Here is a 24,266-nt window from a genome sequence, read left to right on the forward strand (position 1 = left end):
CTCTGCGAAACGCGCGTACGCCGGAGACTGTCACCGATTGCCTCACGCAATAGCAGCGCCATCTCGCTCCTCCTTCATCCATCACCTATCGTGCCAGGCCTAAAATGTCACAGCATAAACCGTCACAAGCCTGCATCGTGACTGCTCTTCACGTCGCTGTTGTACACCTTCTCAACAATCAACGTCCGAACTCGACCGATTGGTTCCCGAGCCTATCTTGCCCGATCCACGCCGACACGATCACATAACCGCGACACGGCAGTCTCGACTGCGGAAGTCCGAATTTCCCACCGCTCACCTTTCAACGACAGACGTTCGCACGTAGTTCCGTCGGGCCCGGCGATACCGAGAAATACTGTGCCCACCGGCTGCCCGTCCTGTTCGCTCGGACCTGCCACCCCGGTCAGTCCGATCCCCCAGTCCGCTTCGCACCGACGCTGCGCCCCGGCCGCCAGCGCGATCGCAGTCGGCGCGGACACCGGTCCGTCGGCGGCCAGCTCAGCCGGGTCGACACCCGCCAGAGTCGCTTTCAGGTCCGTCGCATAAACCACCAGTCCGCCACGTAGAACCGCACTGGAACCTGGCACCGAGGCAACTGCTGCGGTGAAGAGCCCCGCGGTCAGCGATTCTGCAGCAGCGACAGTCTCTCCGGCGTCGAGCAACGCCGCGACCAATTCGACGACACCGAGTTCGAGCAGTGGATCCTGCACCGGAATCTAGTGCCCGTCGCGATCGGCAGATCGGACCGCGGCGCGCAATCGGATTGCCTGCACGATGTATTCGATGCCGGTCGCCAGAGTCAGGACTACCGCTGCGGCCATCAGAAGCCAGCTGACGGTGTCCCAACTGGTCGGGAGGGGGCAGATGTAGAAACCGATAGCTACGGCCTGCACGAGCGTCTTAAGTTTGCCGCCCTTACCGGCCGGAATCACGGCGTGCCGCAGTACCGCGAACCGCAGCACCGTGATTCCGAGTTCGCGGGCAATGATCACGCCCGTCACCCACCAGGACAGATCGCCGAGCATCGACAATCCGATCAGCGCGGCGCCGATCAGCGCCTTGTCCGCGATCGGATCCATCAACTTCCCGAAGTCGGTGACCAATCCGTACTTCCGGGCCAGCTGCCCGTCGATCCGGTCGGTGATAGCCGCGACGATGAAGACGGCCATGGCACCGAGACGCCACGCGGTTTGATGTCCGTCGTCGACAAAAAGCACGACGAGGAACACCGGAACCAGAACGATTCGGAGCATCGTCAGAATGTTGGCGATGTTGAAGAGTGGCACGGGGTTGTTCGCGGCCGGTGTTCCATCCAACGGTCCTACAGCGGCCCGATGGGCATCTGCCTGATCGCGCGGCGAGGTCATCGGATCACCGCAGAGACTGCGGGCCGAACCCGGGAGGTCACCGAGCGGCGGAGGAATTTCATGGGGCGGACGGGCACGCGACTCAGAATATCGGTAGACCCATTGACTAATGTGCACCACATGACTTCCACCGCGCCGAACGACACCGAGAGCCACCTGATCGTGCGGCGGGCACGAACATCTGATGTGTCGGAAATCAAACGCCTCATCGATATCTACTCCGGCAAAATCCTGTTGGAAAAGAACCTTGTGACGCTCTACGAGGCTGTCCAGGAATTCTGGGTGGCCGAGAAGGACGGCCGGATTCTCGGCTGCGGGGCCATGCACGTGCTCTGGGCCGATCTCGGCGAGATCCGCACTGTTGCCGTCGATCCGACTGTCAAGGGCCAGGGTGCCGGCTTCCAGGTGGTCGACAAACTGATCCAGGTTGCCCGCGAGCTGGAATTGGAACGACTCTTCGTCCTGACCTTCGAGACCGATTTCTTCCACCGTCACGGCTTCGTGGAAATCGAGGGAACGCCGGTCACCGCTGAGGTCTACACCGAGATGTGCCGGTCGTACGACGCCGGTGTCGCCGAGTTCCTGGACCTCAGTTATGTCAAACCCAATACTCTCGGCAATACCCGTATGCTTCTGACGCTCTGAAAAGGTTCACACACTTCCCCGAAAGCGGTCCCGATGTCGCTGTTCCTCGTCGAATACACCTACGCCCCCGAAAAGAACGCAGCGCGCGAAGCCATACGCGCAGATCACCGCGCATGGATCACTGATCTCGTGTCCCGTGACATCGTGCTGTCGTCGGGCCCGTTTGCCGACGGTCTGGGAGCCCTCATCATCGTCGATACCGCCGACGCCGAGACCGTGGCCCTGTTGTTCACGCACGATCCTTTTGCAATCGCAGATTTGATCGCAAACGTTCGGGTCACCGAATGGGTGCCGGTGCTGGGTCAGTTCAGCGTCTGAAACTCGTCACGCACGATCGCGAGTCTCGAGCAGACTCGCGATCGTGGTCACGACCAGCACTCCGATGATGACGGCCAGCGACACCATCGTCGAAATCTCGGGCACACTGACGTGCTCGCCACCGTTGACGAACGGCAGAGTGTTCTCGTGAAGTGCATGCAACACCAGCTTGACCCCGATGAAGGCCAGGATCACCGAAAGTCCGTAGGCCAGATAGACCAATCGATCGAGCAGTCCCCCGATCAAGAAGTACAACTGCCGTAGGCCCATCAGTGCAAACGCGTTGGCCGTGAAGACGATGTAAGGCTCCTGCGTCAGCCCGTAGATTGCCGGGATCGAGTCCAGCGCGAAGAGCACATCTGCGAACCCGATTGCGATGAGTGCCAACAACAACGGCGTGACGACGCGCTTGCCGTTGATTTTCGTGACGAGCTTGTCGCCGTCGTACTCCTCGGTGGTCGGCAGAACCCGCTTCACGAGAGTGATAATGCGACTGTCTCGCTTCTCCTCGACTTCCTTCTCGTGTCCGTGATCGCGAATCAACGTGAAGGCCGTGTAGATCAGGAATACGCCGAAGAGGTAGAACACCCAACTGTAGGCATTGATCGCGGCCGCACCGACACCGATGAAAATGCCGCGCATGACCAGCGCGAGAACGATGCCGATGAGCAGAACCTTCTGCTGGTATTCACGCGGCACCGCAAACGTCGACATGATGATGACGAACACGAACAAGTTGTCGACCGACAGCGCTTTCTCGGTGACGTATCCGGCAAAGTACTCGCCGCCGTACGTGGTTCCCCAGATCCACATCACGACCAGGCCGAAGATTATCGCGATCGAGATGTAGACCGTCGACCAGAAGGCCGACTCACGAAACGTCGGAGCATGCGGCGTTCGGACATGCGCGAAGAAGTCGAAGACGAACAACCCGAGGATCACCACGATCGTGATGCCCCAAGCCAGCGGTGACACGTGCACGACAACCTCCGGTTCTCGGCCCGACGGATTACCCGCCGGGCCGAACTGTCAGTCCTCGGACGACGGTTCCTCCGGATCTCCGCCACGAATCGACCACAGCAGCCCGTCGAGTTCTTCGGGCTTCATGAGTACCTCACGAGCCTTGGAACCTTCACTGGGGCCGACGATTCCACGATTCTCCATGAGGTCGATGAGACGACCCGCCTTCGCGAAGCCGACACGAAGTTTGCGCTGCAGCATCGAGGTGGAACCGAACTGACTGGTAATCACCAGTTCGACGGCCTGAAGCAGCACGTCCATGTCGTCGCCGATATCCGGATCGACGTCCTTCTTCTCGCCGGCCTTCTGGGCCGTGACGCCCTCGGTGTACTCGGGTTCTGCCTGGTTCTTGGCAAAATCCACGACTGCCGAGATTTCCTCGTCCGTGATGAATGCGCCCTGCATACGCGTCGGCTTGCCGGCACCCATCGGCAGGAACAGGCCGTCTCCCATACCGATGAGCTTCTCGGCACCCGGCTGATCGAGGATGACTCGTGAGTCGGTCAGCGACGAGGTCGCGAACGCCAGACGTGACGGCACATTGGTCTTGATCAGGCCGGTGACGACGTCGACGGACGGACGCTGCGTGGCCAGGACCAAGTGGATACCGGCAGCACGTGCCTTCTGAGTGATGCGCACGATCGCCTCTTCGACGTCGCGAGGCGCCGTCATCATGAGGTCCGCCAACTCGTCGACGATCGCGAGGATGTACGGGTACGGCCGGTAGACGCGTTCGCTGCCGAGCGGCGCGGAGATCTCGCCGGACTTCACCTTGGCATTGAAGTCGTCGATGTGACGTACCTTGTTGACCTGCATGTCCTGGTAGCGCTGCTCCATCTCCTCGACCAACCAGGCCAGCGCTGCGGCGGCCTTCTTCGGCTGCGTGATGATGGGCGTGATCAAGTGCGGGATGCCTTCGTAGGGCGTCAACTCGACCATCTTGGGGTCGATCAGGATCATCCGCACTTCTTCAGGCGTCGCGCGGGTGAGCAGTGACACGAGCATCGAGTTCACGAAGCTCGATTTACCCGATCCGGTCGAACCAGCGACCAAGAGGTGCGGCATCTTCGCCAGATTCGCGTGCACGAAGTCGCCTTCGATGTCCTTGCCCAGTCCGATGACAAGCGGGTGGCGCTCGCGGCGCATGCTCGGCGCAGTCAAAACATCGGCCAGACGGACCAGTTCGCGGTCCGAGTTCGGTACCTCGATACCGACGGCAGACTTGCCGGGAATCGGCGCCAGTAGACGAACGTTGTCAGTGGCCACCGCGTAGGCGATGTTTCGCGCGAGCGCCGTGATCTTCTCGACCTTCACGCCCGGGCCCAATTCGACCTCGTACCGGGTCACCGTCGGGCCGCGAGTAAATCCTGTGACAGCAGCATCGATCTTGAACTGTTCGAGAACTTCGCTGATCGCTTCGATCATCGCGTCGTTGGCCGAACTGCGCAGCTTCGGCGGCTCGCCTTCGATCAACAGAGACGTCGGCGGAAGGTTGTAGTCGCTGTCGCTCACCGCAGCGCTGACAAAGCTCTCGGTCTCTTCCGACTCCGGCTCAGGCTTGGGTGCCAGCTTCGCAACCGGAACCGCCCGCGCGGGAATCTTGGGACGGCTTACGGGCTTTTCGACGACAGGCGCCGGTGCAACGTCCTCGGGTACCTCAGGTGCAGGTTCGGGATCGGGTTCCGGACTCCACAATCCGAGGATCTCGGTCTTCTTGTCACCCGACTCGAATTCGTCCGTCGGGTAGTTGTCGATCGGTGCCCGGCGACTCGAGCGTTTGGATGGCCGTAGGGGCGGCTCCGCGTACGTGTCCACCGGATACCCGTCGGCGTCGAAGTCCGACGAATCATAGGATGAACCGCCGTAGTCGCGGCCGTAGCTGTCGTCGTCGAATTCGCTGCCGTAGTCACCGAATTCGTCGTCGTCATCGGAAGGCGAGCCGAAGAAGGATTGGAACTTCCCCGGCACCTGACGGAGGGTCGTGCCTGTCAGAAGAAGGATTCCGAAGCCCACGGCGATCATGAGCAGTGGGGCCGAAAGCCACACTGTCAGACCATTTGTCAGCGGTCCACCGACCGCCCGGCCGACAACGCCGGCGCCCATTTCATGTGTCTCCGCACTTGTCTTCGCACCGGATCCGATATGCCACAGACCGAGCGCGGGCAGACCGACCAGCAGCGAGCCCATAACCAGTCGTGTCCGGATTTCCGGTCGGGGTTCGGTTCGCATCAGCAGGATCGCGATGCCGACGCAGAGAATCGGCAGGACCGCCGACACCGCTCCGAACACCGCGCGCACGGCCGTCGCGATTCCACCGCCGATCGGACCGCCGGCTGCAAACCACACACTTCCCGCGATGACAACACTGAAAGCGATGAGTCCGAGCGCGATTCCGTCGCGCCGGTGGCCGGCTTCGATATCACCGACTTTGCCGACGGTACGAGTGGTTGCCCCCACTCCCCTGGCGGCCAACGACCAACCCTTGGAAATGCCCTTGCCTACCGCGTCGAATGGGCTGGCACTCTGCTTGGCCTTGGACACGGGCCGGCGGGCGGACGAGGACGTGCCTGTCGCCTTTCGCGGTGCAGCTTTTCGCGGCGCAGCCTTCTTGGCTGCAGTCTTGCGCGGAACAGGTTTGGCACCACCGGCATGCGACGACGTCGTGACGTTGCGTGGGGTGGAAACGGTGCGTGTTCGCGACTTTGCTGCACCCCTCGCTGGTGGAGTAGATGCTAACGACCTGGTCGATGCCTGGGACGTGGATGTGCGTGACGCGGACGTGCTTGTACTAGGTCCTCGGGCGCTCGACTTACCTGCCATGTCGTTCAGGCTAGTCGGTGCCACCCCATCCGGACCATCCGCAACACCAGCAACACCGTTTATACGTTCGAATCGTGATATTCGCGACGGCGTGCTGCCCAGGCAAATTACGGCTAGCTGCCCGAGCAGACGATTCAGACGCTGCGGTCCAGGCTCATCACCGATTGGACGTCGGCAAGCTCGCCTTTGGCTTCGATCAGGACTTCGTTGCGGCCGAAAGCATGCAGCAACAGTTCTGCAGGCTCCCCCTGCAGAACGACGGTACGTGAATCCGATTTGTGCACCACTGCGCTCTCACCGGAAGGCAGTTCGAAGATCACTTCGACAGGCGCCTTGCGGTAACCCATCTTCGCGATCTGACGCGCATATTTCCACAGTTGCGCTTGCTGCCCCCCGGAAAGGGCACGGGCGGTCCAATGTTGGTGAGCGCGTCGAACGTCCTCGTGATGGACGAACATCTCGGTGGTATTGATCTGGGCGTCGAACCAGTACATGGGCGACCATGTGGGCGGCCCACTGCGGACGTCATGCAGGAGTTCGTCCCACGGCCGCGCGGCAGTGGCCTTTCGTACGCTCTCGGTATGGCCGGCCAAGGCACTGATCATGATTCCGGGAGCGGCGTCGAGACGCCGCTCCCGGATGATCAGATGAGCAGCCAGATCACGGTTTGTCCACTCACCACACAGCGTCGGAGCATCGGGGCCGAATTCGGCCATACTGTCCACCAGGGCGAGTCGTTCGTCATGCGCGAAGGTCACCTTCGCCAACGTACTCGAATACTTTAGGGAACCGCGATAACCGTCGGAATGATCATCGGGCGACGACGGTACTTGTCCGCAACCCAACGGCCGACAACGCGGCGCACGGACTGTGCGATGCGATGCGCATCGGTGATGCCTTCGCCGGCCAGACGCGTGAGGTCCGATTCCACCAACTGGGCGGCATCCTTGAGTGCGGTTGGGTCGTCGGAGAATCCTCGACCCGAAACCTCAGGGGTACTGACGGCGCGGCCGGTCGACTCGTTGATGACGATGGTGATGGCGATGAAGCCACCTTCACCGAGCACTAGACGATCGGACAGTGTCGGCTCGCCGACATCGCCCACGGAAAGTCCGTCGACGTAGACGTGCCCGACGGGAACGCGTCCGACGATCTCGGCGAGGCCGTCGACCATGTCGACGACGACGCCGTCCTCGGCGAGGATGATGCGCTCTTCGGGAACACCGGTTGCCTTGGCGAGTGCCGCGTTGGCGCGCAGGTGGCGCCATTCTCCGTGCACGGGCATGGCATTGGTGGGCCGAACTGCGTTGTACAGGTACAGCAGTTCACCAGCGGAAGCGTGACCCGAGACGTGAACCTTGGCGCTCTGCTGGGTGACGACGGTGGCGCCGCGCTTGGCCAGACCGTTGACCACGGCAAAGACCGAGTTTTCGTTGCCGGGGATCAACGACGACGCGAGAACGACGAGGTCGTTTGCGCGGATGTTGATCTGGCGGTGCTCGCCACGTGCCATCCGCGAGAGTGCTGCCAGCGGCTCGCCCTGGGATCCGGTGGAGATGAGCACCAGGCGGTCGTCGGGAAGGCTTGCGGCGGTATCGATGTCGACGACCAGGCCGTCGGGCACGGTGAGGTAGCCGAGATCCTGGGCGATCTGCATGTTGCGGACCATCGAGCGACCGACGAACACGATGCGACGGTTGTAACGCGCTGCCACGTCGACGACCTGCTGGATACGATGCACGTGGCTCGCGAACGACGCGACGATGACACGCTGCTTCGCCTTGCCGATGACGGTGTCGAGAACGCCACCGATCTCGCGTTCCGGCGTGACGAATCCCGGAACCTCGGCGTTGGTGGAGTCAACGAGGAACAGGTCGACGCCCTCGTCACCGAGACGGGAGAATCCGGCGAGGTCGGTCAGTCGACCGTCCAGCGGAAGCTGATCGAGCTTGATGTCGCCAGTGTGCAGAACAACGCCGGCGTCGGTGCGAATCGCGATGGCCAGCGCATCCGGGATGGAGTGGTTGACTGCGAAGTACTCGCACTCGAACGGTCCATGGTTTGTGGATGTGCCTTCGATAACCTCGATGAGATTGGGGCGCAGACGGTGCTCTCGGCACTTGGCTGCTACCAGTGCCAGTGTGAACTTGGCGCCGATGACGGGGATGTCCGAGCGCAGGCGCAGGAGGAACGGCAAAGCGCCGATGTGGTCCTCGTGACCGTGCGTCAGGATGACGGCTTCGACGTCGTCCATGCGGTCTTCGATGTAGCGGAAGTCCGGCAGGATCAGGTCGACGCCAGGCTGCTGGTCCTCAGGGAACAGGACGCCGCAGTCGACGATCAGCAATTTGCCCTGGTGCTCGAACACGGTCATGTTTCGACCGATTTCGCCGATTCCGCCGAGCGCGACAACACGAAGTCCGCCGGCCGGAGCCTTGGGCGGCATACCCAGTCGCGCGGTCGGATCTACCGACGGGCGGTTCTCGGGGCGCCGGTTCCCGGAGCGTGAGCCACCGGACTTTGCCGCGGGGCGATTGCCGGACGGGGACTTGCGCGCAGCCTTTTGGGGGGCATCTTTCTGGGCTGGGGCCTTTTGAGAAGCGGCCTTCGGGGCCACGCTTTTCGGGGCCACGCTCTTCTGGGCCACAGCCTTTTTCGGAGCCGCTGCCGCTACCGGAGCTTCCACTGGGGTAGCCGGTGCCGGGGCTGCAGTTTTGGGGGCTGCCGTTTCAGGAGCCGGTGCCGAAGGCGGTCCGGCTTGTCGACTGGCGCTACGACGTCGGGGGGGACGGGTCATTTACAGAACTCCTGCCGCATGCAGATCGGCGGCCAAGCCGTCGATCTGCTCTTTAGTGGGTGCAACCTGCGGAAGGCGCGGTTCTCCGACATCGATACCGATGAGTCGCAGACCCGCCTTCGAAGCGCTGACGCCACCCAAACGGGCGACGGAACGGATCACAGGGATCAAACTGAGGTTTATTTCGCGTGCACGGGCGATGTCGCCGGTGAAAAACGCGGTGTGAAGCTCACGCAGGCGACCGGGAACCAGGTGCCCGATGACGCTGACGAAGCCGCTAGCGCCGACCGCGAGCCACGGGAGGTTCAGCGGGTCGTCGCCGGAGAAGAACTCAAGTTCGGTGGTGCCGATCAATTCTGCGCCCGCGTTCAGATCACCCTTGGCATCTTTGACAGCCTTGATGCGGGGATGCTCGGCAAGGCGACGGATGGTGTCCGTCTCGATGGCGACAACGGAACGGGGCGGAATGTCGTAGAGCATGACGGGCAGGTCGGTGGCGTCGGCAACGGCGGTGAAGTGCGCGAAGAGTCCGGCCTGTGGGGGGCGCGAGTAGTAAGGGGTGACAACAAGCAGTCCGTGGGCGCCGACGCGGGCTGCGTCTCGCGCCAGTTCGACGCTGTGGGCGGTGTCGTTACTGCCGGCCCCGGCGATAATCTTGGCGCGGTCGCCGACGGCGTCGATCACCGCGCGGAGCAGGTCGAGCTTCTCCGATTCGGTGGTGGTCGGAGACTCACCGGTCGTGCCGGCAAGTACGAGGCTGTCGCAGCCGTTGTCGACGAGATGCGCTGCGAGGCGCACTCCGGAGTCGACGTCCAACTTCCCGTCGGCAGTGAACGGGGTCACCATCGCAACGGAAATGGTGCCGAACGGACGCTCGACGAGAGAAGCGGAATCACCGTAGGTCATGGTCAGAAGGTTACCCGGTGTGGAGGTTACTTCTGCACACGAGTCTTCACTCGGCTGCAAATGCACTGACAGCGATCTCGGATCCGTCCGATTTTCCGAGAATCTCATAGTCTCCGAACACATTTGGCGCAATGGCCTGAAGTTGCCTCAAGCACTCGATTGCGACGCGGCGAATCTCGACGTCGGCGTGCTCGGTCGCGCGCATATCGACGAAGTGGCGCCATGCCCGGTAGTTTCCGCTGACAACCAGACGTGTTTCGGTGGCGTTGGGCAGAACCGAGCGCGCAGCCTGACGCGCCTGTTTGCCGCGCTCCGGTGCACCCGGCACCGATTGCAGTTTGCCCTCCAATGCCGCGAGCAGTTCGCCGTAGGCACGGCGACTCTCGTCTGTCGCCGCCAGGAAGAGCGCTTCGAGTTTCGGGTCACCTTCGATTGCCGGCGGTACGACGACGTTGGCGTCGTTCTCACGGACGAACCGCTGGGAAAGTTGCGAGTACGAGAAGTGGCGGTGGCGAATCAGTTCGTGGGTGCAGGACCGTGAGATGCCGGTGATGTAGAAGCTGACGGTTGCGTGTTCGAGGACAGACGAGTGGCCGACCTCGAGTAGGTGCCTGATGTATCCGGCATTGGTGGCGGTACGCGGATTGGGTTTGGACCAACTTTGGTAGCAGGCTCGGCCGGCAAATTCTGCGAGCGCCTCACCGCCTTCGGCGTCTGTTTCCCAGTCGATGTCATCTGGCGGGAAAAACTCGGACTTCGCCACCATCTGCACTTTCAGTGACACAGTGTGCGGCACTACTGACTCCTCGAGAAGCACTTGTCAGGCTCTACCGGCCCTATTGCGCGGCAACTCTATAGGCAGATCCCGACACGCAAATCGGGTGACATCAGATGACGCCTTGACTGGCGTCATATATGACGCCACAGTTGATGTCATGAATATTTCGGAGTACACCGCGAAGCTGCATGACGACCTCGTCACGGCAGCAGAACTGGGCGATGATCAGACTCGCCGAATCGCGGCGTCTCTCGCCGCCGCCATCGAACCGTCGATTCGTTTGGTCCTGCTGGCTGCGGCCACCGAACTTGCCAAGGAAATCAGCGCCGAGGTCGAGAACCGGGACGTCAGAGTCCGTCTCGACGGCAACGAGATACTCGTCGACGTCCAGAAATCTGCACACGACGGCTCGGCCGAAGACGACGGCAAGGACAGCACATACTCCTTCGACGACGTCAGCGGCGACATCAGCCGGGTGACACTGCGGATGATGGAACAGATCAAGGCCCGAGCTGAGGAAGCCGCAAATCAGAACGGCGTTTCCCTGAACTCCTGGGTGTCGCACGCCGTCCAAGGGGCACTGCGCGATCAGATGCGCAAGAACGGTATGGATTACTGAAACGCCACGGTAAATCCGCTCCCCCGCGCAACTGTTCGGCAATGGTCTAATTGCACCGCACACGTTGCACGAATTTGTCGCTGTCAGGCATGGAGGAGTTAGTCGTATGGCCGTTTCGGGCGTCAAGGAATTCGAGATCAAGGCCGACCCGGCCACCGTCATGGCGGCCGTTGCTGCCGTAGACCGGTTGCCCGAATGGTCGTCGGCACACAAGAAGATCACCATTGAGAGCACCCACGACGACGGCCGGCCCCACCGCGTCCGGATGTCCGTATCGATTCTCGGCATCAACGACGAGCAGGTTGTCGACTACACCTTCGTCGGCGACGAGAAGGTGACGTGGACTCTGGTCGAGAGCGGACAACAGAACCAGCAGGACGGGTCGTACACACTCACTCCCACCGACGGCGGAACGAAGATCAGCTTCGAATTGACCATCGACCCCAAGATCCCGTTGCCTGGTTTTCTGGTCAAGAAGGCACAGAAGGTGGCCCTCGAGACTGCCAGCAAGGGCTTGACCAAGTTCGTCGAAAGCATCTGACACCCAAGCTTATTCGCAGCAGTCCCCGGTTCCCGGAAATCTTCGGAGCCGGGGACTGTCGCATTTTTGCGCAAAGCCTTTGGTCAAGTTAAAGATTCACCGCCGCGATCGACGCACTCGGGGTAACGTCGGCCGCGTGTCCGCAGCGACAGCACAGCCCCGCATCACGCCCTCTGTGCGTGTACTCGTCTTCAGCGACAACGCCCACACCCGCGAACAGGTTCGCCTCGCGCTCGGCGAGCGTCCACATCCCGACCTCCCGCGGATCGAATACATCGAGGTGGCGACGGCTCCGGTAGTGATCGACAAACTCGATCGAGGCGGCATCGACCTCGCGATCCTCGACGGCGAAGCCAGCCCGGCCGGAGGTATGGGCGTCGCGAAACAGCTCAAAGACGAAATCACGGACTGCCCGCCGATCGTGATTCTGACCGGTCGACCCGACGACGCGTGGCTGGCATCGTGGTCGCGCGCCGAGGCCGCGGTTCCGCAGCCCATCGATCCCCTGCAGTTGGCGTCGACGGTTATCGGCTTGCTTCGGACTCGGCTCAGCCTGTAGTTCGGCGTCTTGTGGTGTTCCGTTGCGGCAGCGACTACGTCCTAACTGTTGCGGCAGCGACTACGTCCTAACTGTTGCGGCAGCGGCTACTTCCCAACCGCTGCGGCAGCGACTACTTCGTAACCGGGGACGCAAAATTCCACACACCGAAAATCAGCCCCAATGTCGGAGGCACCCCCTAGTGTGGTGTCACAGGTCACATGATCGGCGAGTTGCTGGCAGTATCGGTTTGGCAGTAACAGTTTTGGCAGGATCAGCAGAGTCTTTTCGGCAACGGAGAGGGGTTCGGGCGACATGAACGCTTATGTACCAATTCTCGTGCTCGGCGCCATTGCGATGGCCTTTGCCGTTGTGTCCGTAATCCTCGCGTCCGTCGTCGGCCCCCGTAGGTACAACCGCGCCAAACTCGAAGCGTACGAGTGCGGAATCGAGCCGACGCCCCGCGCAGCCGGTGGCGGCCGTTTTCCGGTCAAGTTCTACCTCACCGCCATGTTGTTCATCATCTTCGATATCGAAATCGTTTTTCTCTACCCCTGGGCAGTTCATTTCGACTCACTCGGCCTGTTCGGACTGGCCGCGATGGGGTTGTTCATCATCAACGTCTCGGTTGCCTACGCCTATGAATGGCGACGAGGCGGATTGAGCTGGGATTAGTTCCCTCACCCAACCGAAAATGCCGGTCACAGCAACGCTTACGACTGAAAAGAGTCGAGTATGGGTCTCGAAGAAAAGCTTCCCAGCGGATTTCTACTGACCACTGTCGAAGGCTTGGCCGGCTATGTTCGCAAGGGCTCCCTGTGGCCGGCCACGTTCGGCCTCGCCTGCTGCGCAATCGAGATGATGTCCACGACGTCGGGGAGATTCGATCTGGCGCGCTTCGGTATGGAGGCTTTCCGGGCATCCCCTCGCCAAGCGGACCTGATGATCGTCGCCGGTCGTGTCAGCCAGAAAATGGGGCCCGTCCTGCGCCAGGTGTACGACCAAATGGCAGAGCCCAAATGGGTGCTGGCCATGGGCGTGTGCGCGTCGTCGGGCGGCATGTTCAATAACTACGCGGTAGTTCAGGGTGTCGACCACATCGTTCCGGTCGACATCTACCTGCCCGGATGTCCGCCTCGTCCCGAGATGCTCCTCAACGCAATCATCGAATTGCACAAGAAGATTCAGGAAATGCCGCTGGGCGTCAACCGAGAGGAGGCACGCGCAGCTGCTGAACGCGCGGCACTGGCGTCCACTCCCCTCTTCGAGGTGAAGGGCCTTCTGCGATGACCCCTGATCGCGATGGTGGACGAGGAATGTTCGGTGTGCGAGGCAGCGGAGACACCTCGGGATACAGCCGCCTGGCCCGGCCGATCTCACCACCGGACAACGCTTCTCGGCCGTATGGAAGCTATTTCGACGCCATAGCCGACGGATTGACCGCTGCACTTGCCGACAAGGACATCGAATTCTCGGAGGCAATCGAGAAGGTCGTGATCTTCCGCGGCGAGATGACCCTTCATATCGAGCGTTCCTACTTGCCGCAGGTTGCTCGGCGCCTCCGCGACCAACCGGACTTGCGGTTCGAATTGTGTCTCGGTGTCAACGGAGTTCACTACCCCTCGGACACCGCACGTGAACTACATGCCGTGTACCCCTTCTCGTCCGTCACACACAATCGCCTCGTCAGACTGGAAGTGTCCGTACCCGATTCTGATCCGCACATTCCGTCGCTGGTGGGCACCTATCCGGCCAACGATTGGCACGAACGCGAAACGTACGATTTTTTCGGCATCATCTTCGACGGCCATCCGGCGCTGACGCGGATCGAAATGCCGGATGACTGGCAAGGTCACCCCCAGCGCAAGGACTATCCCCTCGGCGGAATCCCCGTCGAATACAAGGGAGCCCAGATACCGCCCCCCGACGAGCGCAGGTCGTACCTCTGATGAATAACACTGCAGACAAGAAAGAATCCACACGGCCCGAGACGGTCTACACCGCCGCCGGTCAGGACTGGGACCAGATTGTTGCCACTGCGGCGCAGAATCGATCCGATGCCGGCGCCGAGCGGATAGTCGTCAACATGGGCCCTCAGCATCCGTCGACGCATGGCGTTCTTCGCCTGATCCTCGAGATCGAGGGCGAGACAGTGGTCGAGGCGCGATGCGGAATCGGCTACCTGCACACGGGAATCGAGAAGAACCTCGAGTACCGAAACTGGACGCAGGGCGTCACCTTCGTCACTCGCATGGACTATCTGTCGCCGTTCTTCAACGAGACGGCGTACTGCCTGGGCGTCGAAAAGTTGCTCGACATCACCGAGGACATCCCCGAGCGCGCCACGGTAGTTCGCGTGATGTTGATGGAACTCAATCGCATTTCTTCGCATCTTGTCGCGTTGGCGACAGGCGGTATGGAGTTGGGCGCTGTCACCGCGATGCTGTTCGGCTTCCGCGAACGCGAACTGATCCTCGATGTCTTCGAGACCATCACTGGGCTTCGAATGAACCATGCATTCATTCGTCCCGGCGGTTTGGCGCAGGATCTTCCCGACGGTTCGGTCGCGAAGGTACGCGAATTATTGAAGGTTCTGCCGAATCGCCTGCGCGACATGGAATTGATGCTCACCGACAATTCGATCTGGAAGGCCCGCACCAGCGGCATCGGGTATTTGGATCTCACCGGTTGTATGGCTCTCGGAGTGACGGGACCGGTGTTACGAGCCACGGGATATCCGCACGATCAGCGGCGCGCCGGGCCGTATTGCGGCTACGAGAACTACGAGTTCGACGTGATCACTCACACCGGATCCGATTGTTACGGGCGGTACATCATCCGGGTGGGGGAGATGAAGGAGTCCTTGAAGATCGTCGAGCAATGTCTGGACAAATTACGACCAGGACCAGTGATGGTGGACGACCGGAAGATTGCGTGGCCGGCAGACCTCGAGGTCGATGCGGACGGCCTCGGCAATTCGCAGAAGCACGTCGGCAAGATCATGGAATCGTCGATGGAAGGGCTGATCCATCACTTCAAATTGGTCACCGAAGGAATCCGCGTTCCGGCCGGTCAGGTTTACGTGGCCGTCGAATCACCTCGCGGGGAACTCGGCGTTCACATGGTCAGCGACGGCGGTACCCGTCCGTACCGCGTGCATTTCCGGGATCCGTCGTTCACCAATCTGCAGGCCGTAGCAGCGATGTGTGAGGGAGGCATGGTGTCCGATGTGATCGCGTCGGTTGCCAGCATCGATCCCGTTATGGGCGGAGTGGATCGATGACCGAAAGCGCACACGGCACCCGAGTCTTCATTGAACTCGGACCGCGCCCCGAGGAGCCCACACAGTTGGTTCGTCCGGGGGCCCGAAGCAGTTACCCTGCTGATGTTCTCGCTCGACTCGACAGCGATGCCGAGACAATTATCGCGAGGTACCGCGACGACTCCGCCGGGCAGGCGTCGATCACCAGCAGATCTGCACTCCTTCCATTACTGCATCTCGTGCAATCGGAGGACGGATACATCACGCCGGCCGGAATCGACTTCTGCTCAGGCAAACTCGGGCTCACCGGCGCCGAGGTTGCGGCAGTGTCCACGTTCTACTCCATGTACCGACGCGGTCCCACGGGCGAGTATCTGGTGGGTGTCTGCACCAACACGCTGTGCGCGATCATGGGCGGCGACGCCATTCTCGAAGCCCTCGAAGAGCATCTCGGCTCTGCCGGGACCCGCGACGACGCGTCCCACTCGCTCAGTACGTCCGACGGCAAGATCACGCTCGAACATGTTGAATGCAATGCCGCGTGTGACTACGCACCGGTGGTCATGGTCAATTGGGAATTCTTCGACAACCAGACACCGGAATCAGCGCGATCCCTGGTCGATGCACTGCGCAGTGGCGAACGAGTCACGCCCAGTCGAGGCGCCACACTGTGCTCGTTCCGTGAAACGGCCCGCACCCTCGCCGGGTTCGAAGATTCTCGCGTCGAGGCTTCGGAGGCGGAGACCTGCGGCGACGCTACCCTCGCCGGCCTGAGGGTTGCGCACCGGCAAGAACCCTCTGCAACCGATACGTCCACGCCCGGCGAAGGGAAGTGACATGCCACTCGCGCCTGTACTGAGTCGGTACTGGGACGAACCCCGGTCGTGGACTCTCGACGCGTATCTACTCCATGACGGCTATCAGGGGTTGCGAAAAGCACTGTCCGGCACACCCGATTCCGTGATCGACACGATCAAGGACGCGGGCCTGCGTGGGCGCGGTGGCGCCGGATTTCCCACGGGATTGAAGTGGAGTTTCATCCCGCAGGGAGATGACAAGCCGCACTACCTCGTGGTCAATGCGGATGAATCCGAGCCCGGTACGTGCAAAGACATGCCATTGATGATGGCGACGCCTCACACCTTGATAGAGGGAGTGATCATCGCGGCGTACGCAATTCGCGCCGCGAAGGCCTTCATCTACGTCCGCGGCGAGGTTGTCCCGGTACTGCGGCGCCTGCAGACCGCTGTCGCTGAGGCCTACGCTGCCGGTTACCTAGGCCGGAACATCCTCGGTACCGGTTTCGACCTCGATCTGGTGGTGCACGCCGGCGCGGGCGCCTACATCTGCGGTGAAGAAACCGCGCTGCTCGATTCCTTGGAGGGTCGCCGCGGCCAACCACGATTGCGTCCACCCTTTCCCGCAGTTGCCGGACTTTACGCCTGCCCGACAGTGGTCAACAATGTCGAATCCATTGCCAGCGTGCCGGCAATCATCCACAACGGACCGGAATGGTTCCGATCCATGGGTACTGAAAAGTCGCCCGGATTCACGTTATATTCGCTGTCGGGCCACGTCACGACACCCGGGCAGTACGAGGCGCCCCTCGGCATCACGTTGCGAGAACTCCTCGAGTACGCCGGCGGTGTGCGCGCCGGTCACACTCTCAAGTTCTGGACACCCGGCGGATCATCCACACCGATCTTCACGGATGAACATCTTGATGTCGCCCTCGACTACGAAGGCGTCGGTGCCGCTGGATCCATGTTGGGCACCAAAGCATTACAGATTTTCGACGAGACCACGTGCGTCGTTCGGGCGGTGCTTCGCTGGACCGAGTTCTACGCCCACGAGTCGTGCGGCAAGTGCACTCCGTGCCGTGAAGGCACGTACTGGCTGGTGCAAATCCTGCAGCGTCTCGAGAGTGGTTCCGGTACCGAAGCCGACCTCACCAAATTGCTCGACATCTCCGACACCATCCTCGGAAAGTCGTTCTGCGCCCTGGGCGACGGCGCCACCAGCCCGATCATGTCTTCGCTCAAGTACTTTCGCGACGAGTACCTGGCCCATTTCGATCAAGTCGGTTGCCCATTCGATCCGCACCGGTCCATTCTCGCGACAGGAGCGTACGCGTCATGACCCAAGCAGCTGATCCCGAGACCGATACTGCGGCACCTTCGGACCTCGTCACACTCACCATCGACGGCACGACAGTTCAGGTCCCCAAGGGCACGTTGATCATCCGGGCGGCCGAGACGATCGGCACTGTCATTCCCCGATTCTGCGATCACCCACTCCTCGATCCCGTCGGCGCGTGCCGGCAGTGCATCGTCGAGGTGGAAGGTCAACGCAAACCTTTGGCATCGTGCACCGCTACGGTCACCGAAGGCATGGTGGTGAACACCCAGATCACCTCGTCTGTCGCTGAGAAGGCGCAACGCGGCGTCATGGAATTGCTGCTCATCAACCACCCGCTCGACTGCCCGGTCTGCGACAAGGGCGGCGAGTGCCCCTTGCAGAATCAAGCGATGTCGACGGGCCGAACCGAGTCCCGGTTCGGTGAAGTGAAGCGGACGTATCCCAAACCGATTCCCCTCTCGTCGGAGGTCCTGCTCGATCGGGAGCGGTGTGTTCTCTGCGCGCGGTGCACTCGGTTCTCGCAGCAGATCGCGGGTGATCCCTTTATCGAACTCCTCGAGCGAGGTGCCCTGCAGCAGGTCGGGATCTACGCCAACGAACCCTTCGAGTCCTATTTCTCCGGCAACACTATTCAGGTTTGCCCGGTGGGCGCACTGACCAACACGTCGTACCGGTTCCGTGCCCGCCCCTTCGATCTCGTGTCCAGTCCGAGCGTCTGCGAGCACTGCTCCGACGGTTGTGCGCAACGCACCGATCACCGTCGCGGAAAAGTTCTCCGACGCCTTGCCGGGGACGATCCGGAGGTCAACGAGGAGTGGAACTGCGACAAAGGACGGTTCGCGTTTTCCTATGCAACACAGGGTGATCGAATCACGACTCCCCTCATCCGCGATGACACCGGCGCTCTGATTCCCGCGTCGTGGCCATTTGCCCTCGAACTAGTAGCCCGAAAGTTCATCGAAGCCCAGGGCAACGCCGGCGTGCTGGTCGGTGGACGCTCGACACTGGAAGACGCTTACGCGTACAGCAAATTTGCACGAATCGCGCTGGTTACCAACAATATCGACTTCCGAATCCGTGCCCAGTCCGTCGAGGAGGCTCACTTCCTGGCTTCACACGTGGCCGGAAAACCGCTCGAAGATTCGATCAGATACGAGGATCTGGATTCTGCGCCGGTCACACTGCTGGTGGCATTCGAGCCGGAAGAAGAGTCCCCGATCATCTTCCTCCGTCTGCGCAAGGCTGCGCGCACCCGCGAGGCAGCAGTAATCTCACTTGCGCCGTACACAACTCGCGGTCTACAGAAGATGTCGGGCCGACTACTGCAGGCCCGCCCCGGCGACGAACCTGCACTTCTCGACTCACTGCGCGAGGAATCCAGCGAGATTGGCACGCTCCTCCGTCAGCCTGGCGCCGTCATTCTGATCGGAGAAAGACTCGGCGCAATTCCCGGCGGACTCACAGCAGCAGCGCAATTGGCAGAAACCACCGGCGCACGACTGGCCTGGATTCCGCGCCGGGCCGGTGACCGCGCAGCAATCGAGACCGGCGCACTGCCGCAGCTACTTCCGGGTGGTCGACCGATCACCGATCCTGTTGCTCGGCAGGAAGTTTCCTCACTGTGGGATGCCGAGATTCCCGCCGCCGACGGACAAGATGCAGCGCAGATGCTCGGATCAGGGCCGGCTCTGGGCGCACTACTGATCGGCGGCGCCGACCTCGCCGACATGCCAGACCCCGATGCTGCCAAGGCTGCCGTTGAAGCGGCAGGCTTTGTGGTCAACCTCGAGATTCGGCACAGCTCGGTCACCGAACTGGCCGACGTCGTATTCCCGGTAGCTCCGGTTGCCGAGAAACCTGGAACATTTGTCGATTGGGAAGGCCGCGAGCGCCCCTTCGATACGGCCCTGCGGACCACCGGTGTAATGCCGGACCAGCGAGTCCTGCACGCGATTGCCGCCGAGATGGGATTAGACCTACGGCTACCCGACGCCGCCGCCGCGCGCACAGAAATCGGCAAGCTCGGCAAATGGTCTGGGCAGCGCGTTCCGGCACCGCCGTCATCACTGACTGCCCCCGCCGTGCCGAAACTGGGTGAAGCCGTTCTGACCAGCTGGCACCTACTTCTCGACCTCGGCCGACTCCAGGACGGTGAACCCAACCTGGCCGGCACAGCGCACGCTCCCGTCGTCCGATTGTCTGCAGCGACGGCCACCGAGATCGAAGCCGAGGAGGGTCAGCCGGTTTCTGTCAGCTCGGAACGCGGGACGATCACCCTGCCGTTGATCATCACCGATATGCCACCCCGGGTTGTCTGGCTCCCCCTCAACTCACCCGGCAGCGAGGTCAACCGAACGCTCGCCGTTCCCCCCGGTGGCGTCGTCAGGATCTCGAAGCAGGTGCCGTCATGAGCAGATATTGGTCCGCCCCGGCTGACCTTTCGGCGTACGGCCACGATCCTCTGTGGTTGATAATCGCCAAAGCGCTGGTCATTTTCGTGTTCCTCCTGCTCACCACGCTGGTCGCCATCTACGCCGAACGTAAAGTCATGGCGCGCATGCAGATGCGTGTCGGACCGAACCGCGTGGGTCCGCGGGGAATGCTCCAGAGCCTGGCCGACGGGGTCAAACTGGCTCTCAAGGAAGGCATTACGCCGGCAGGCGTCGACAAACCGATCTACATGCTGGCCCCGATCATCGCCGTGGTGCCGGCGTTCATGGCGTTTGCCGTTGTTCCTTTCGGCCCGGAGGTGTCGATCTTCGGAACTTGGTCGCCGCTGCAACTCACGGACCTCCCGGTCGGGGTGCTGTACATCCTGGCTGTCACCTCGATCGGTGTGTACGGCATCGTGCTCGCCGGCTGGTCGTCCGGTTCGACGTATCCCCTCCTCGGAGCACTGCGATCCACGGCGCAGGTCATTTCCTACGAGGTCGCGATGGGGTTGTCGTTTGCCGCCGTATTCCTTTACGCCGGAACAATGTCCACGTCGGGAATCGTCAGCGCGCAGGAGGGCACGTGGTACGTCTTTCTGCTTCTCCCGTCGTTCCTGATCTACGTGACGGCCATGGTCGGCGAAACCAACCGCGCACCGTTCGACCTCCCCGAGGCCGAAGGCGAACTGGTGGGCGGGTTCCACACCGAATACTCGTCGCTCAAATTCGCGATGTTCATGCTCGCCGAATACGTGAACATGGTGACCGTCTCGGCGCTGGCCACGACTCTTTTCCTCGGCGGCTGGCATGCACCGTTCCCCCTCAACCTGTGGGACGGGGCAAATTCCGGGTGGTGGCCAGTTCTGTGGTTCATCGGCAAGGTCTGGTTTTTCCTCTTCGTGTTCATCTGGCTCCGCAGCACACTCCCACGGTTGCGCTACGACCAGTTCATGAATCTGGGCTGGAAAGTCCTCATCCCAGGGGCATTGGTGTGGGTCATGACAATCGCAACGGTGCGCGCATTCCGCAATGCCGGCTACAACACGTGGTTGGTACTGCTGTGCGTCGGCGTTGTTCTCGGCATTGCATTACTCATTCTGGTGGCCAACATCTTCCGCAGTCGTCGCCGAGAAGTCGGCTCCGGACCTGAGAAACCTCTCGACGCCCCGCCTTTCGATCCCATGGCCGGTGGGTTCCCCGTTCCGCCAATGCCGGGTCAAACAGCTACCTCGGAGGACTCCCATGCCTGAATTCCTCGGACCCCTCGCCGGATTCGGCGTAACACTCTCCACCATGTTCAAGAAGCCCGAAACCGAGTTCTATCCGGAGGAGAAGCGCCCTACCGCGCCGGGCTATCACGGTCGCCACCAACTCAATCGCTACGCCGACGGACTCGAAAAATGCATCGGCTGCGAGCTCTGCGCTTGGGCGTGTCCCGCCGACGCGATCTACGTCGAAGGTGCCGACAACACCGAAGAGGAGCGGTTCTCCCCCGGTGAGCGGTACGGCCGGGTGTACCAGATCAACTATCTACGATGCATCGGTTGTGGACTGTGTGTGGAGGCCTGCCCGACCCGTGCGCTGACCATGACCAACGAGTACGAGATGGCCGACGACAATCGCGCTGATCTGATCTACGAGAAGGACCAGCTACTCGCGCCGCTCAAGCCCGACATGGATCCGCCGCCGCATGCATTGCGCCCCGGCACAACCCAGGACGACTACTACCGCGGCGACATCGGTGCCACTGGCGAGGAGCCGGAACAATGATCGCGGCCACAGTCACCACCGCGCTCGCCGACGGGGCCATGGTGTCGACGTCGACGGGCGAGGCCGTGCAATTCTGGATTCTCGGCATACTGGCCGTCATCAGTGCGCTCGGCGTCGTCGCTGCACCCAAAGCTGTGTATTCAGCACTGTTCCTGGCGATGACGATGATCATTCTGGCCGTGTTCTACATGGTCCAGGGCGCACTGTTTCTCGGTGTCGTCCAGATCGTCGTCTACACGGGTGCGGTGATGATGCTGTTCTTGTTCGTTCTGATGTTGGTCGGCGTGGACTCCTCGGATTCGCTGGTCGAGAGTCTGCGCGGGCAGCGTGTGAGCGCCATCGTGATCGGCGTGGGTTTCGGACTGCTCCTGATCGGTGGGCTCGGTAACGCGTCGATTTCAGGGTTCACGGGATTCACGGGGCTCGAGCAGGGCAACGTCGAAGAGCTGGCCGATCTGATCTTCATTCGCTACGTCTGGGCATTCGAATTGACTGGTGCACTGCTGATCACGGCAACTCTGGGGGCGATGATGCTGGCGCACCGAGAGAAGATCGAAGCGGCGATGAACCAACGAGAACTCTCCGAGCACCGTTTCAAGTACCTGAGCAGTGACGAAGACAATCCTGAAAAGGGCTCGGCCACACCATTGCCCAGCCCCGGTGTCTATGCGCGCCACAATGCCGTCGACATGCCGGCGAGGCTTCCCGACGGTTCACACTCGGATATCTCCGTCAGTAGCGCACTGACACCGCGCAGACAGTCGCAGCACCCCGGAGAGGAGAAAGATCGATGAATCCCGAGAACTATCTCTATCTGTCGGTTCTACTGTTCACGATCGGCGCTGCCGGAGTTCTCCTGCGACGCAACGCCATCGTCGTCTTCATGTGCGTCGAGCTGATGCTCAACGCCGCCAATCTTGCGTTTGTCACCTTCGCGCGGATGCACGGCAATCTCGAGGGCCAAATCTTCGCGTTCTTCACCATGGTCGTCGCCGCTGCCGAAGTGGTTGTGGGCCTGGCAATCATCATGATTATCTTCCGATCTCGCCATTCTGTATCCGTCGACGACGTAGACCTGCTGAAGTACTGATATGTCAGGAGGAATCACGTCCGCCGTCTGGTTACTGCCTGCACTGCCACTGTGCGGCGCTGCCGTCCTACTACTTGTCGGTCGCCGCACCAATGTGTGGGGGCACCTGTTCGCCTGTGTGATGGCGCTGGCATCGTTTGTCGTTGCCGTGGCGTTCTTCATCAGCATGCTCGGCCGCGATACCGCAGAGCGGAGCATCGACGAACACCTGTTCAGCTGGGTGCCGGTCGAGAGCTTGCAGGTCGAGTTCGGACTCCAATTGGACCAGCTGTCCATGTGCTTCGTACTGCTGATCACGGGTGTCGGGTCGCTGATCCATATCTACTCGGTTGGGTACATGGCCCACGACCCGGAGCGTCGTAAGTTCTTCGCCTACCTCAATCTTTTCCTCGCTGCGATGCTGTTGCTCGTCCTCGCCGATAACTTCCTCGGTCTCTACGTCGGCTGGGAGGGCGTCGGATTGGCGTCGTACCTGCTCATCGGATTCTGGCAGCACAAGCCCACCGCGGCCACCGCGGCCAAGAAGGCGTTTGTGGTCAACCGGGTCGGCGACATCGGCCTGATGATCGCAATGATGTTGATGTTCAGTACGTTCGGATCGCTCTCGTTCAGCGATGTTTTCGGCAACGCGTCCGCTGCCGGCGAGGGTGTGCTGACGGCGATCGGTCTGATGCTGCTCCTCGCAGCCTGCGCAAAATCCGCCCAGGTACCCCTGCAGTCGTGGCTCGGCGACGCGATGGAAGGCCCCACCCCGGTGTCGGCGCTGATCCACGCGGCAACGATGGTCACCGCGGGCGTGTATCTGATCGTGCGTTCCAACCCGATTTTCGATCTGGCGCCCGACGCCCAAACTGTGGTTGTCATCGTCGGTGCCGTCACCCTCCTGTTCGGGGCCATCATCGGTTGTGCGAAGGACGACATCAAGAAGGCACTGGCTGCCTCCACGATGAGCCAGATCGGATACATGGTTCTGGCCGCCGGTTTGGGCCCCGCCGGGTATGCGTTCGCGATCATGCACCTACTGACACATGGATTCTTCAAAGCCGGTCTCTTCCTCGGCGCCGGTTCCGTGATGCACGGGATGAACGACGAAACCGATATGCGGCGTTACGGCGGACTCCGCGCGTTCATGCCTCTGACGTTTATCACCTTCGGGCTCGGTTACCTTGCCATCATCGGTGTTCCGCCGTTTGCCGGGTTCTTCTCCAAGGACAAGATCATCGA

The 24,266-nt window shown here is 61.4% G+C and carries 24 protein-coding genes and 2 pseudogenes; 17 read left to right on the top strand and 9 right to left on the bottom strand.

Annotation, left to right across the window (positions count from 1 at the left end; all coding sequences use genetic code 11):
• From QM600_RS22910 to pgsA, 3 genes and pseudogenes are all read right to left on the bottom strand, one after another.
• A pseudogene (locus QM600_RS22910) lies at positions 1-62 on the bottom strand (helix-turn-helix domain-containing protein); the annotation flags it as partial.
• 150 nt (positions 63-212) lie between these two features.
• Positions 213-710: a CinA family protein gene (locus QM600_RS22915; RefSeq protein WP_283263844.1), complete on the bottom strand. Its 498-nt coding sequence runs from the start codon at positions 708-710 to the stop codon at positions 213-215.
• Positions 711-716: 6 nt separating this feature from the next.
• A complete protein-coding gene (gene pgsA, locus QM600_RS22920) occupies positions 717-1,367 on the bottom strand; it encodes a CDP-diacylglycerol--glycerol-3-phosphate 3-phosphatidyltransferase (RefSeq protein ID WP_283263845.1) in 651 nt (216 codons plus the stop codon).
• A gap of 120 nt (positions 1,368-1,487) precedes the next feature.
• Between pgsA and QM600_RS22925 the strand changes: the two genes are divergently transcribed.
• Positions 1,488-2,012 (top strand): amino-acid N-acetyltransferase, encoded by a 525-nt coding sequence (locus QM600_RS22925; RefSeq protein ID WP_283263846.1) that lies wholly within the window; start codon positions 1,488-1,490, stop codon positions 2,010-2,012.
• 33 nt (positions 2,013-2,045) lie between these two features.
• Positions 2,046-2,330, top strand: a complete 285-nt coding sequence (locus QM600_RS22930; protein WP_283263847.1) for a YciI family protein — start codon at positions 2,046-2,048, stop codon at positions 2,328-2,330.
• Positions 2,331-2,336: 6 nt separating this feature from the next.
• Here QM600_RS22930 and QM600_RS22935 read toward each other — a convergent pair whose 3' ends face one another.
• The 6 genes from QM600_RS22935 to thyX form a co-directional block, all read right to left on the bottom strand.
• Positions 2,337-3,311 carry a TerC family protein gene (locus QM600_RS22935; protein ID WP_283263848.1) on the bottom strand — a complete coding sequence of 325 codons (975 nt, stop codon included), beginning with the start codon at positions 3,309-3,311 and terminating at the stop codon, positions 2,337-2,339.
• A gap of 48 nt (positions 3,312-3,359) precedes the next feature.
• Entirely contained in the window at positions 3,360-6,170 is a 2,811-nt protein-coding gene (locus tag QM600_RS22940) for a DNA translocase FtsK (protein WP_283263850.1), read from the bottom strand.
• A gap of 134 nt (positions 6,171-6,304) precedes the next feature.
• A complete protein-coding gene (locus tag QM600_RS22945) occupies positions 6,305-6,928 on the bottom strand; it encodes a TIGR03085 family metal-binding protein (RefSeq protein ID WP_283263851.1) in 624 nt (207 codons plus the stop codon).
• A 23-nt stretch (positions 6,929-6,951) separates the two neighbouring features.
• Positions 6,952-8,967, bottom strand: a complete 2,016-nt coding sequence (locus tag QM600_RS22950; RefSeq protein WP_283263853.1) for an RNase J family beta-CASP ribonuclease — start codon at positions 8,965-8,967, stop codon at positions 6,952-6,954.
• Complete coding sequence (gene dapA / locus QM600_RS22955) at positions 8,968-9,873, bottom strand: 4-hydroxy-tetrahydrodipicolinate synthase (protein ID WP_283263854.1); 906 nt, start codon at positions 9,871-9,873, stop codon at positions 8,968-8,970.
• Between the two features lie 46 nt (positions 9,874-9,919).
• Entirely contained in the window at positions 9,920-10,669 is a 750-nt protein-coding gene (gene thyX, locus QM600_RS22960; protein WP_283263855.1) for an FAD-dependent thymidylate synthase, read from the bottom strand.
• Positions 10,670-10,808: 139 nt separating this feature from the next.
• Here thyX and QM600_RS22965 point away from each other — a divergent pair, with 139 nt between their 5' ends.
• The 15 genes and pseudogenes from QM600_RS22965 to nuoL all read left to right on the top strand — a co-directional run.
• Positions 10,809-11,270: a toxin-antitoxin system HicB family antitoxin gene (locus QM600_RS22965; protein ID WP_283263856.1), complete on the top strand. Its 462-nt coding sequence runs from the start codon at positions 10,809-10,811 to the stop codon at positions 11,268-11,270.
• Between the two features lie 106 nt (positions 11,271-11,376).
• On the top strand, positions 11,377-11,811 hold the full coding sequence (locus tag QM600_RS22970; RefSeq protein WP_283263857.1) for an SRPBCC family protein: 435 nt from the start codon (positions 11,377-11,379) through the stop codon (positions 11,809-11,811).
• A gap of 136 nt (positions 11,812-11,947) precedes the next feature.
• A complete protein-coding gene (locus tag QM600_RS22975) occupies positions 11,948-12,370 on the top strand; it encodes an Rv3143 family two-component system response regulator (protein ID WP_283263859.1) in 423 nt (140 codons plus the stop codon).
• 294 nt (positions 12,371-12,664) lie between these two features.
• The gene (locus tag QM600_RS22980; RefSeq protein ID WP_283263861.1) at positions 12,665-13,024 is read left to right on the top strand and encodes an NADH-quinone oxidoreductase subunit A; all 360 of its coding nucleotides are present in this window, start codon (positions 12,665-12,667) and stop codon (positions 13,022-13,024) included.
• Positions 13,025-13,084: 60 nt separating this feature from the next.
• Entirely contained in the window at positions 13,085-13,639 is a 555-nt protein-coding gene (locus QM600_RS22985; protein ID WP_094272479.1) for a NuoB/complex I 20 kDa subunit family protein, read from the top strand.
• A gap of 11 nt (positions 13,640-13,650) precedes the next feature.
• Positions 13,651-14,298 (top strand): annotated as a pseudogene (locus tag QM600_RS22990) (NADH-quinone oxidoreductase subunit C); the annotation flags it as partial.
• The gene (gene nuoD, locus QM600_RS22995; protein WP_283263864.1) at positions 14,298-15,632 is read left to right on the top strand and encodes an NADH dehydrogenase (quinone) subunit D; all 1,335 of its coding nucleotides are present in this window, start codon (positions 14,298-14,300) and stop codon (positions 15,630-15,632) included. The pseudogene QM600_RS22990 and the gene nuoD, both read left to right, overlap by 1 nt.
• Complete coding sequence (gene nuoE, locus QM600_RS23000; RefSeq protein WP_283263866.1) at positions 15,629-16,447, top strand: NADH-quinone oxidoreductase subunit NuoE; 819 nt, start codon at positions 15,629-15,631, stop codon at positions 16,445-16,447. The genes nuoD and nuoE overlap by 4 nt, the downstream gene beginning before the upstream one ends.
• Before the next feature lies 1 nt (position 16,448).
• Positions 16,449-17,750 carry an NADH-quinone oxidoreductase subunit NuoF gene (gene nuoF / locus QM600_RS23005; RefSeq protein WP_283263868.1) on the top strand — a complete coding sequence of 434 codons (1,302 nt, stop codon included), beginning with the start codon at positions 16,449-16,451 and terminating at the stop codon, positions 17,748-17,750.
• The gene (locus QM600_RS23010) at positions 17,747-20,161 is read left to right on the top strand and encodes an NADH-quinone oxidoreductase subunit G (protein ID WP_283263869.1); all 2,415 of its coding nucleotides are present in this window, start codon (positions 17,747-17,749) and stop codon (positions 20,159-20,161) included. Before nuoF ends, QM600_RS23010 begins: the two co-directional genes overlap by 4 nt.
• Complete coding sequence (gene nuoH, locus QM600_RS23015; RefSeq protein WP_283263870.1) at positions 20,158-21,432, top strand: NADH-quinone oxidoreductase subunit NuoH; 1,275 nt, start codon at positions 20,158-20,160, stop codon at positions 21,430-21,432. Before QM600_RS23010 ends, nuoH begins: the two co-directional genes overlap by 4 nt.
• Positions 21,425-21,952 (top strand): NADH-quinone oxidoreductase subunit NuoI, encoded by a 528-nt coding sequence (gene nuoI / locus QM600_RS23020; RefSeq protein ID WP_283263871.1) that lies wholly within the window; start codon positions 21,425-21,427, stop codon positions 21,950-21,952. Before nuoH ends, nuoI begins: the two co-directional genes overlap by 8 nt.
• Entirely contained in the window at positions 21,949-22,746 is a 798-nt protein-coding gene (locus tag QM600_RS23025) for an NADH-quinone oxidoreductase subunit J (RefSeq protein ID WP_283263873.1), read from the top strand. Before nuoI ends, QM600_RS23025 begins: the two co-directional genes overlap by 4 nt.
• Entirely contained in the window at positions 22,743-23,042 is a 300-nt protein-coding gene (nuoK, locus tag QM600_RS23030; protein WP_283263874.1) for an NADH-quinone oxidoreductase subunit NuoK, read from the top strand. The genes QM600_RS23025 and nuoK overlap by 4 nt, the downstream gene beginning before the upstream one ends.
• 1 nt (position 23,043) lies before the next feature.
• The coding region (gene nuoL, locus QM600_RS23035; RefSeq protein WP_283263876.1) for an NADH-quinone oxidoreductase subunit L at positions 23,044-24,266 on the top strand (1,223 nt) is incomplete at its 3' end.

Origin of the sequence: Rhodococcus sp. IEGM 1379, from assembly GCF_030056815.1 — a bacterium.
In the GTDB taxonomy this organism is placed as follows: domain Bacteria; phylum Actinomycetota; class Actinomycetes; order Mycobacteriales; family Mycobacteriaceae; genus Rhodococcus_F.

Bases quoted from the DNA above. Each gene is read 5' to 3' on its own strand.
- QM600_RS23010 (WP_283263869.1), top strand. From the start codon at position 17,747: ATGACCCAAGCAGCTGATCCCGAGACCGATACTGCGGCACCTTCGGAC.
- QM600_RS23025 (WP_283263873.1), top strand. From the start codon at position 21,949: ATGATCGCGGCCACAGTCACCACCGCGCTCGCCGACGGGGCCATGGTG.
- nuoE (WP_283263866.1), top strand. From the start codon at position 15,629: ATGACCGAAAGCGCACACGGCACCCGAGTCTTCATTGAACTCGGACCG.
- nuoF (WP_283263868.1), top strand. From the start codon at position 16,449: ATGCCACTCGCGCCTGTACTGAGTCGGTACTGGGACGAACCCCGGTCG.
- nuoH (WP_283263870.1), top strand. From the start codon at position 20,158: ATGAGCAGATATTGGTCCGCCCCGGCTGACCTTTCGGCGTACGGCCAC.
- QM600_RS22965 (WP_283263856.1), top strand. From the start codon at position 10,809: ATGAATATTTCGGAGTACACCGCGAAGCTGCATGACGACCTCGTCACG.
- pgsA (WP_283263845.1), bottom strand. From the start codon at position 1,367: ATGACCTCGCCGCGCGATCAGGCAGATGCCCATCGGGCCGCTGTAGGA.
- QM600_RS22980 (WP_283263861.1), top strand. From the start codon at position 12,665: ATGAACGCTTATGTACCAATTCTCGTGCTCGGCGCCATTGCGATGGCC.
- QM600_RS22940 (WP_283263850.1), bottom strand. From the start codon at position 6,170: ATGGCAGGTAAGTCGAGCGCCCGAGGACCTAGTACAAGCACGTCCGCG.
- QM600_RS22985 (WP_094272479.1), top strand. From the start codon at position 13,085: ATGGGTCTCGAAGAAAAGCTTCCCAGCGGATTTCTACTGACCACTGTC.
- nuoI (WP_283263871.1), top strand. From the start codon at position 21,425: ATGCCTGAATTCCTCGGACCCCTCGCCGGATTCGGCGTAACACTCTCC.
- nuoK (WP_283263874.1), top strand. From the start codon at position 22,743: ATGAATCCCGAGAACTATCTCTATCTGTCGGTTCTACTGTTCACGATC.
- dapA (WP_283263854.1), bottom strand. From the start codon at position 9,873: ATGACCTACGGTGATTCCGCTTCTCTCGTCGAGCGTCCGTTCGGCACC.
- QM600_RS22930 (WP_283263847.1), top strand. From the start codon at position 2,046: ATGTCGCTGTTCCTCGTCGAATACACCTACGCCCCCGAAAAGAACGCA.
- nuoD (WP_283263864.1), top strand. From the start codon at position 14,298: ATGAATAACACTGCAGACAAGAAAGAATCCACACGGCCCGAGACGGTC.
- QM600_RS22925 (WP_283263846.1), top strand. From the start codon at position 1,488: ATGACTTCCACCGCGCCGAACGACACCGAGAGCCACCTGATCGTGCGG.
- QM600_RS22970 (WP_283263857.1), top strand. From the start codon at position 11,377: ATGGCCGTTTCGGGCGTCAAGGAATTCGAGATCAAGGCCGACCCGGCC.
- QM600_RS22950 (WP_283263853.1), bottom strand. From the start codon at position 8,967: ATGACCCGTCCCCCCCGACGTCGTAGCGCCAGTCGACAAGCCGGACCG.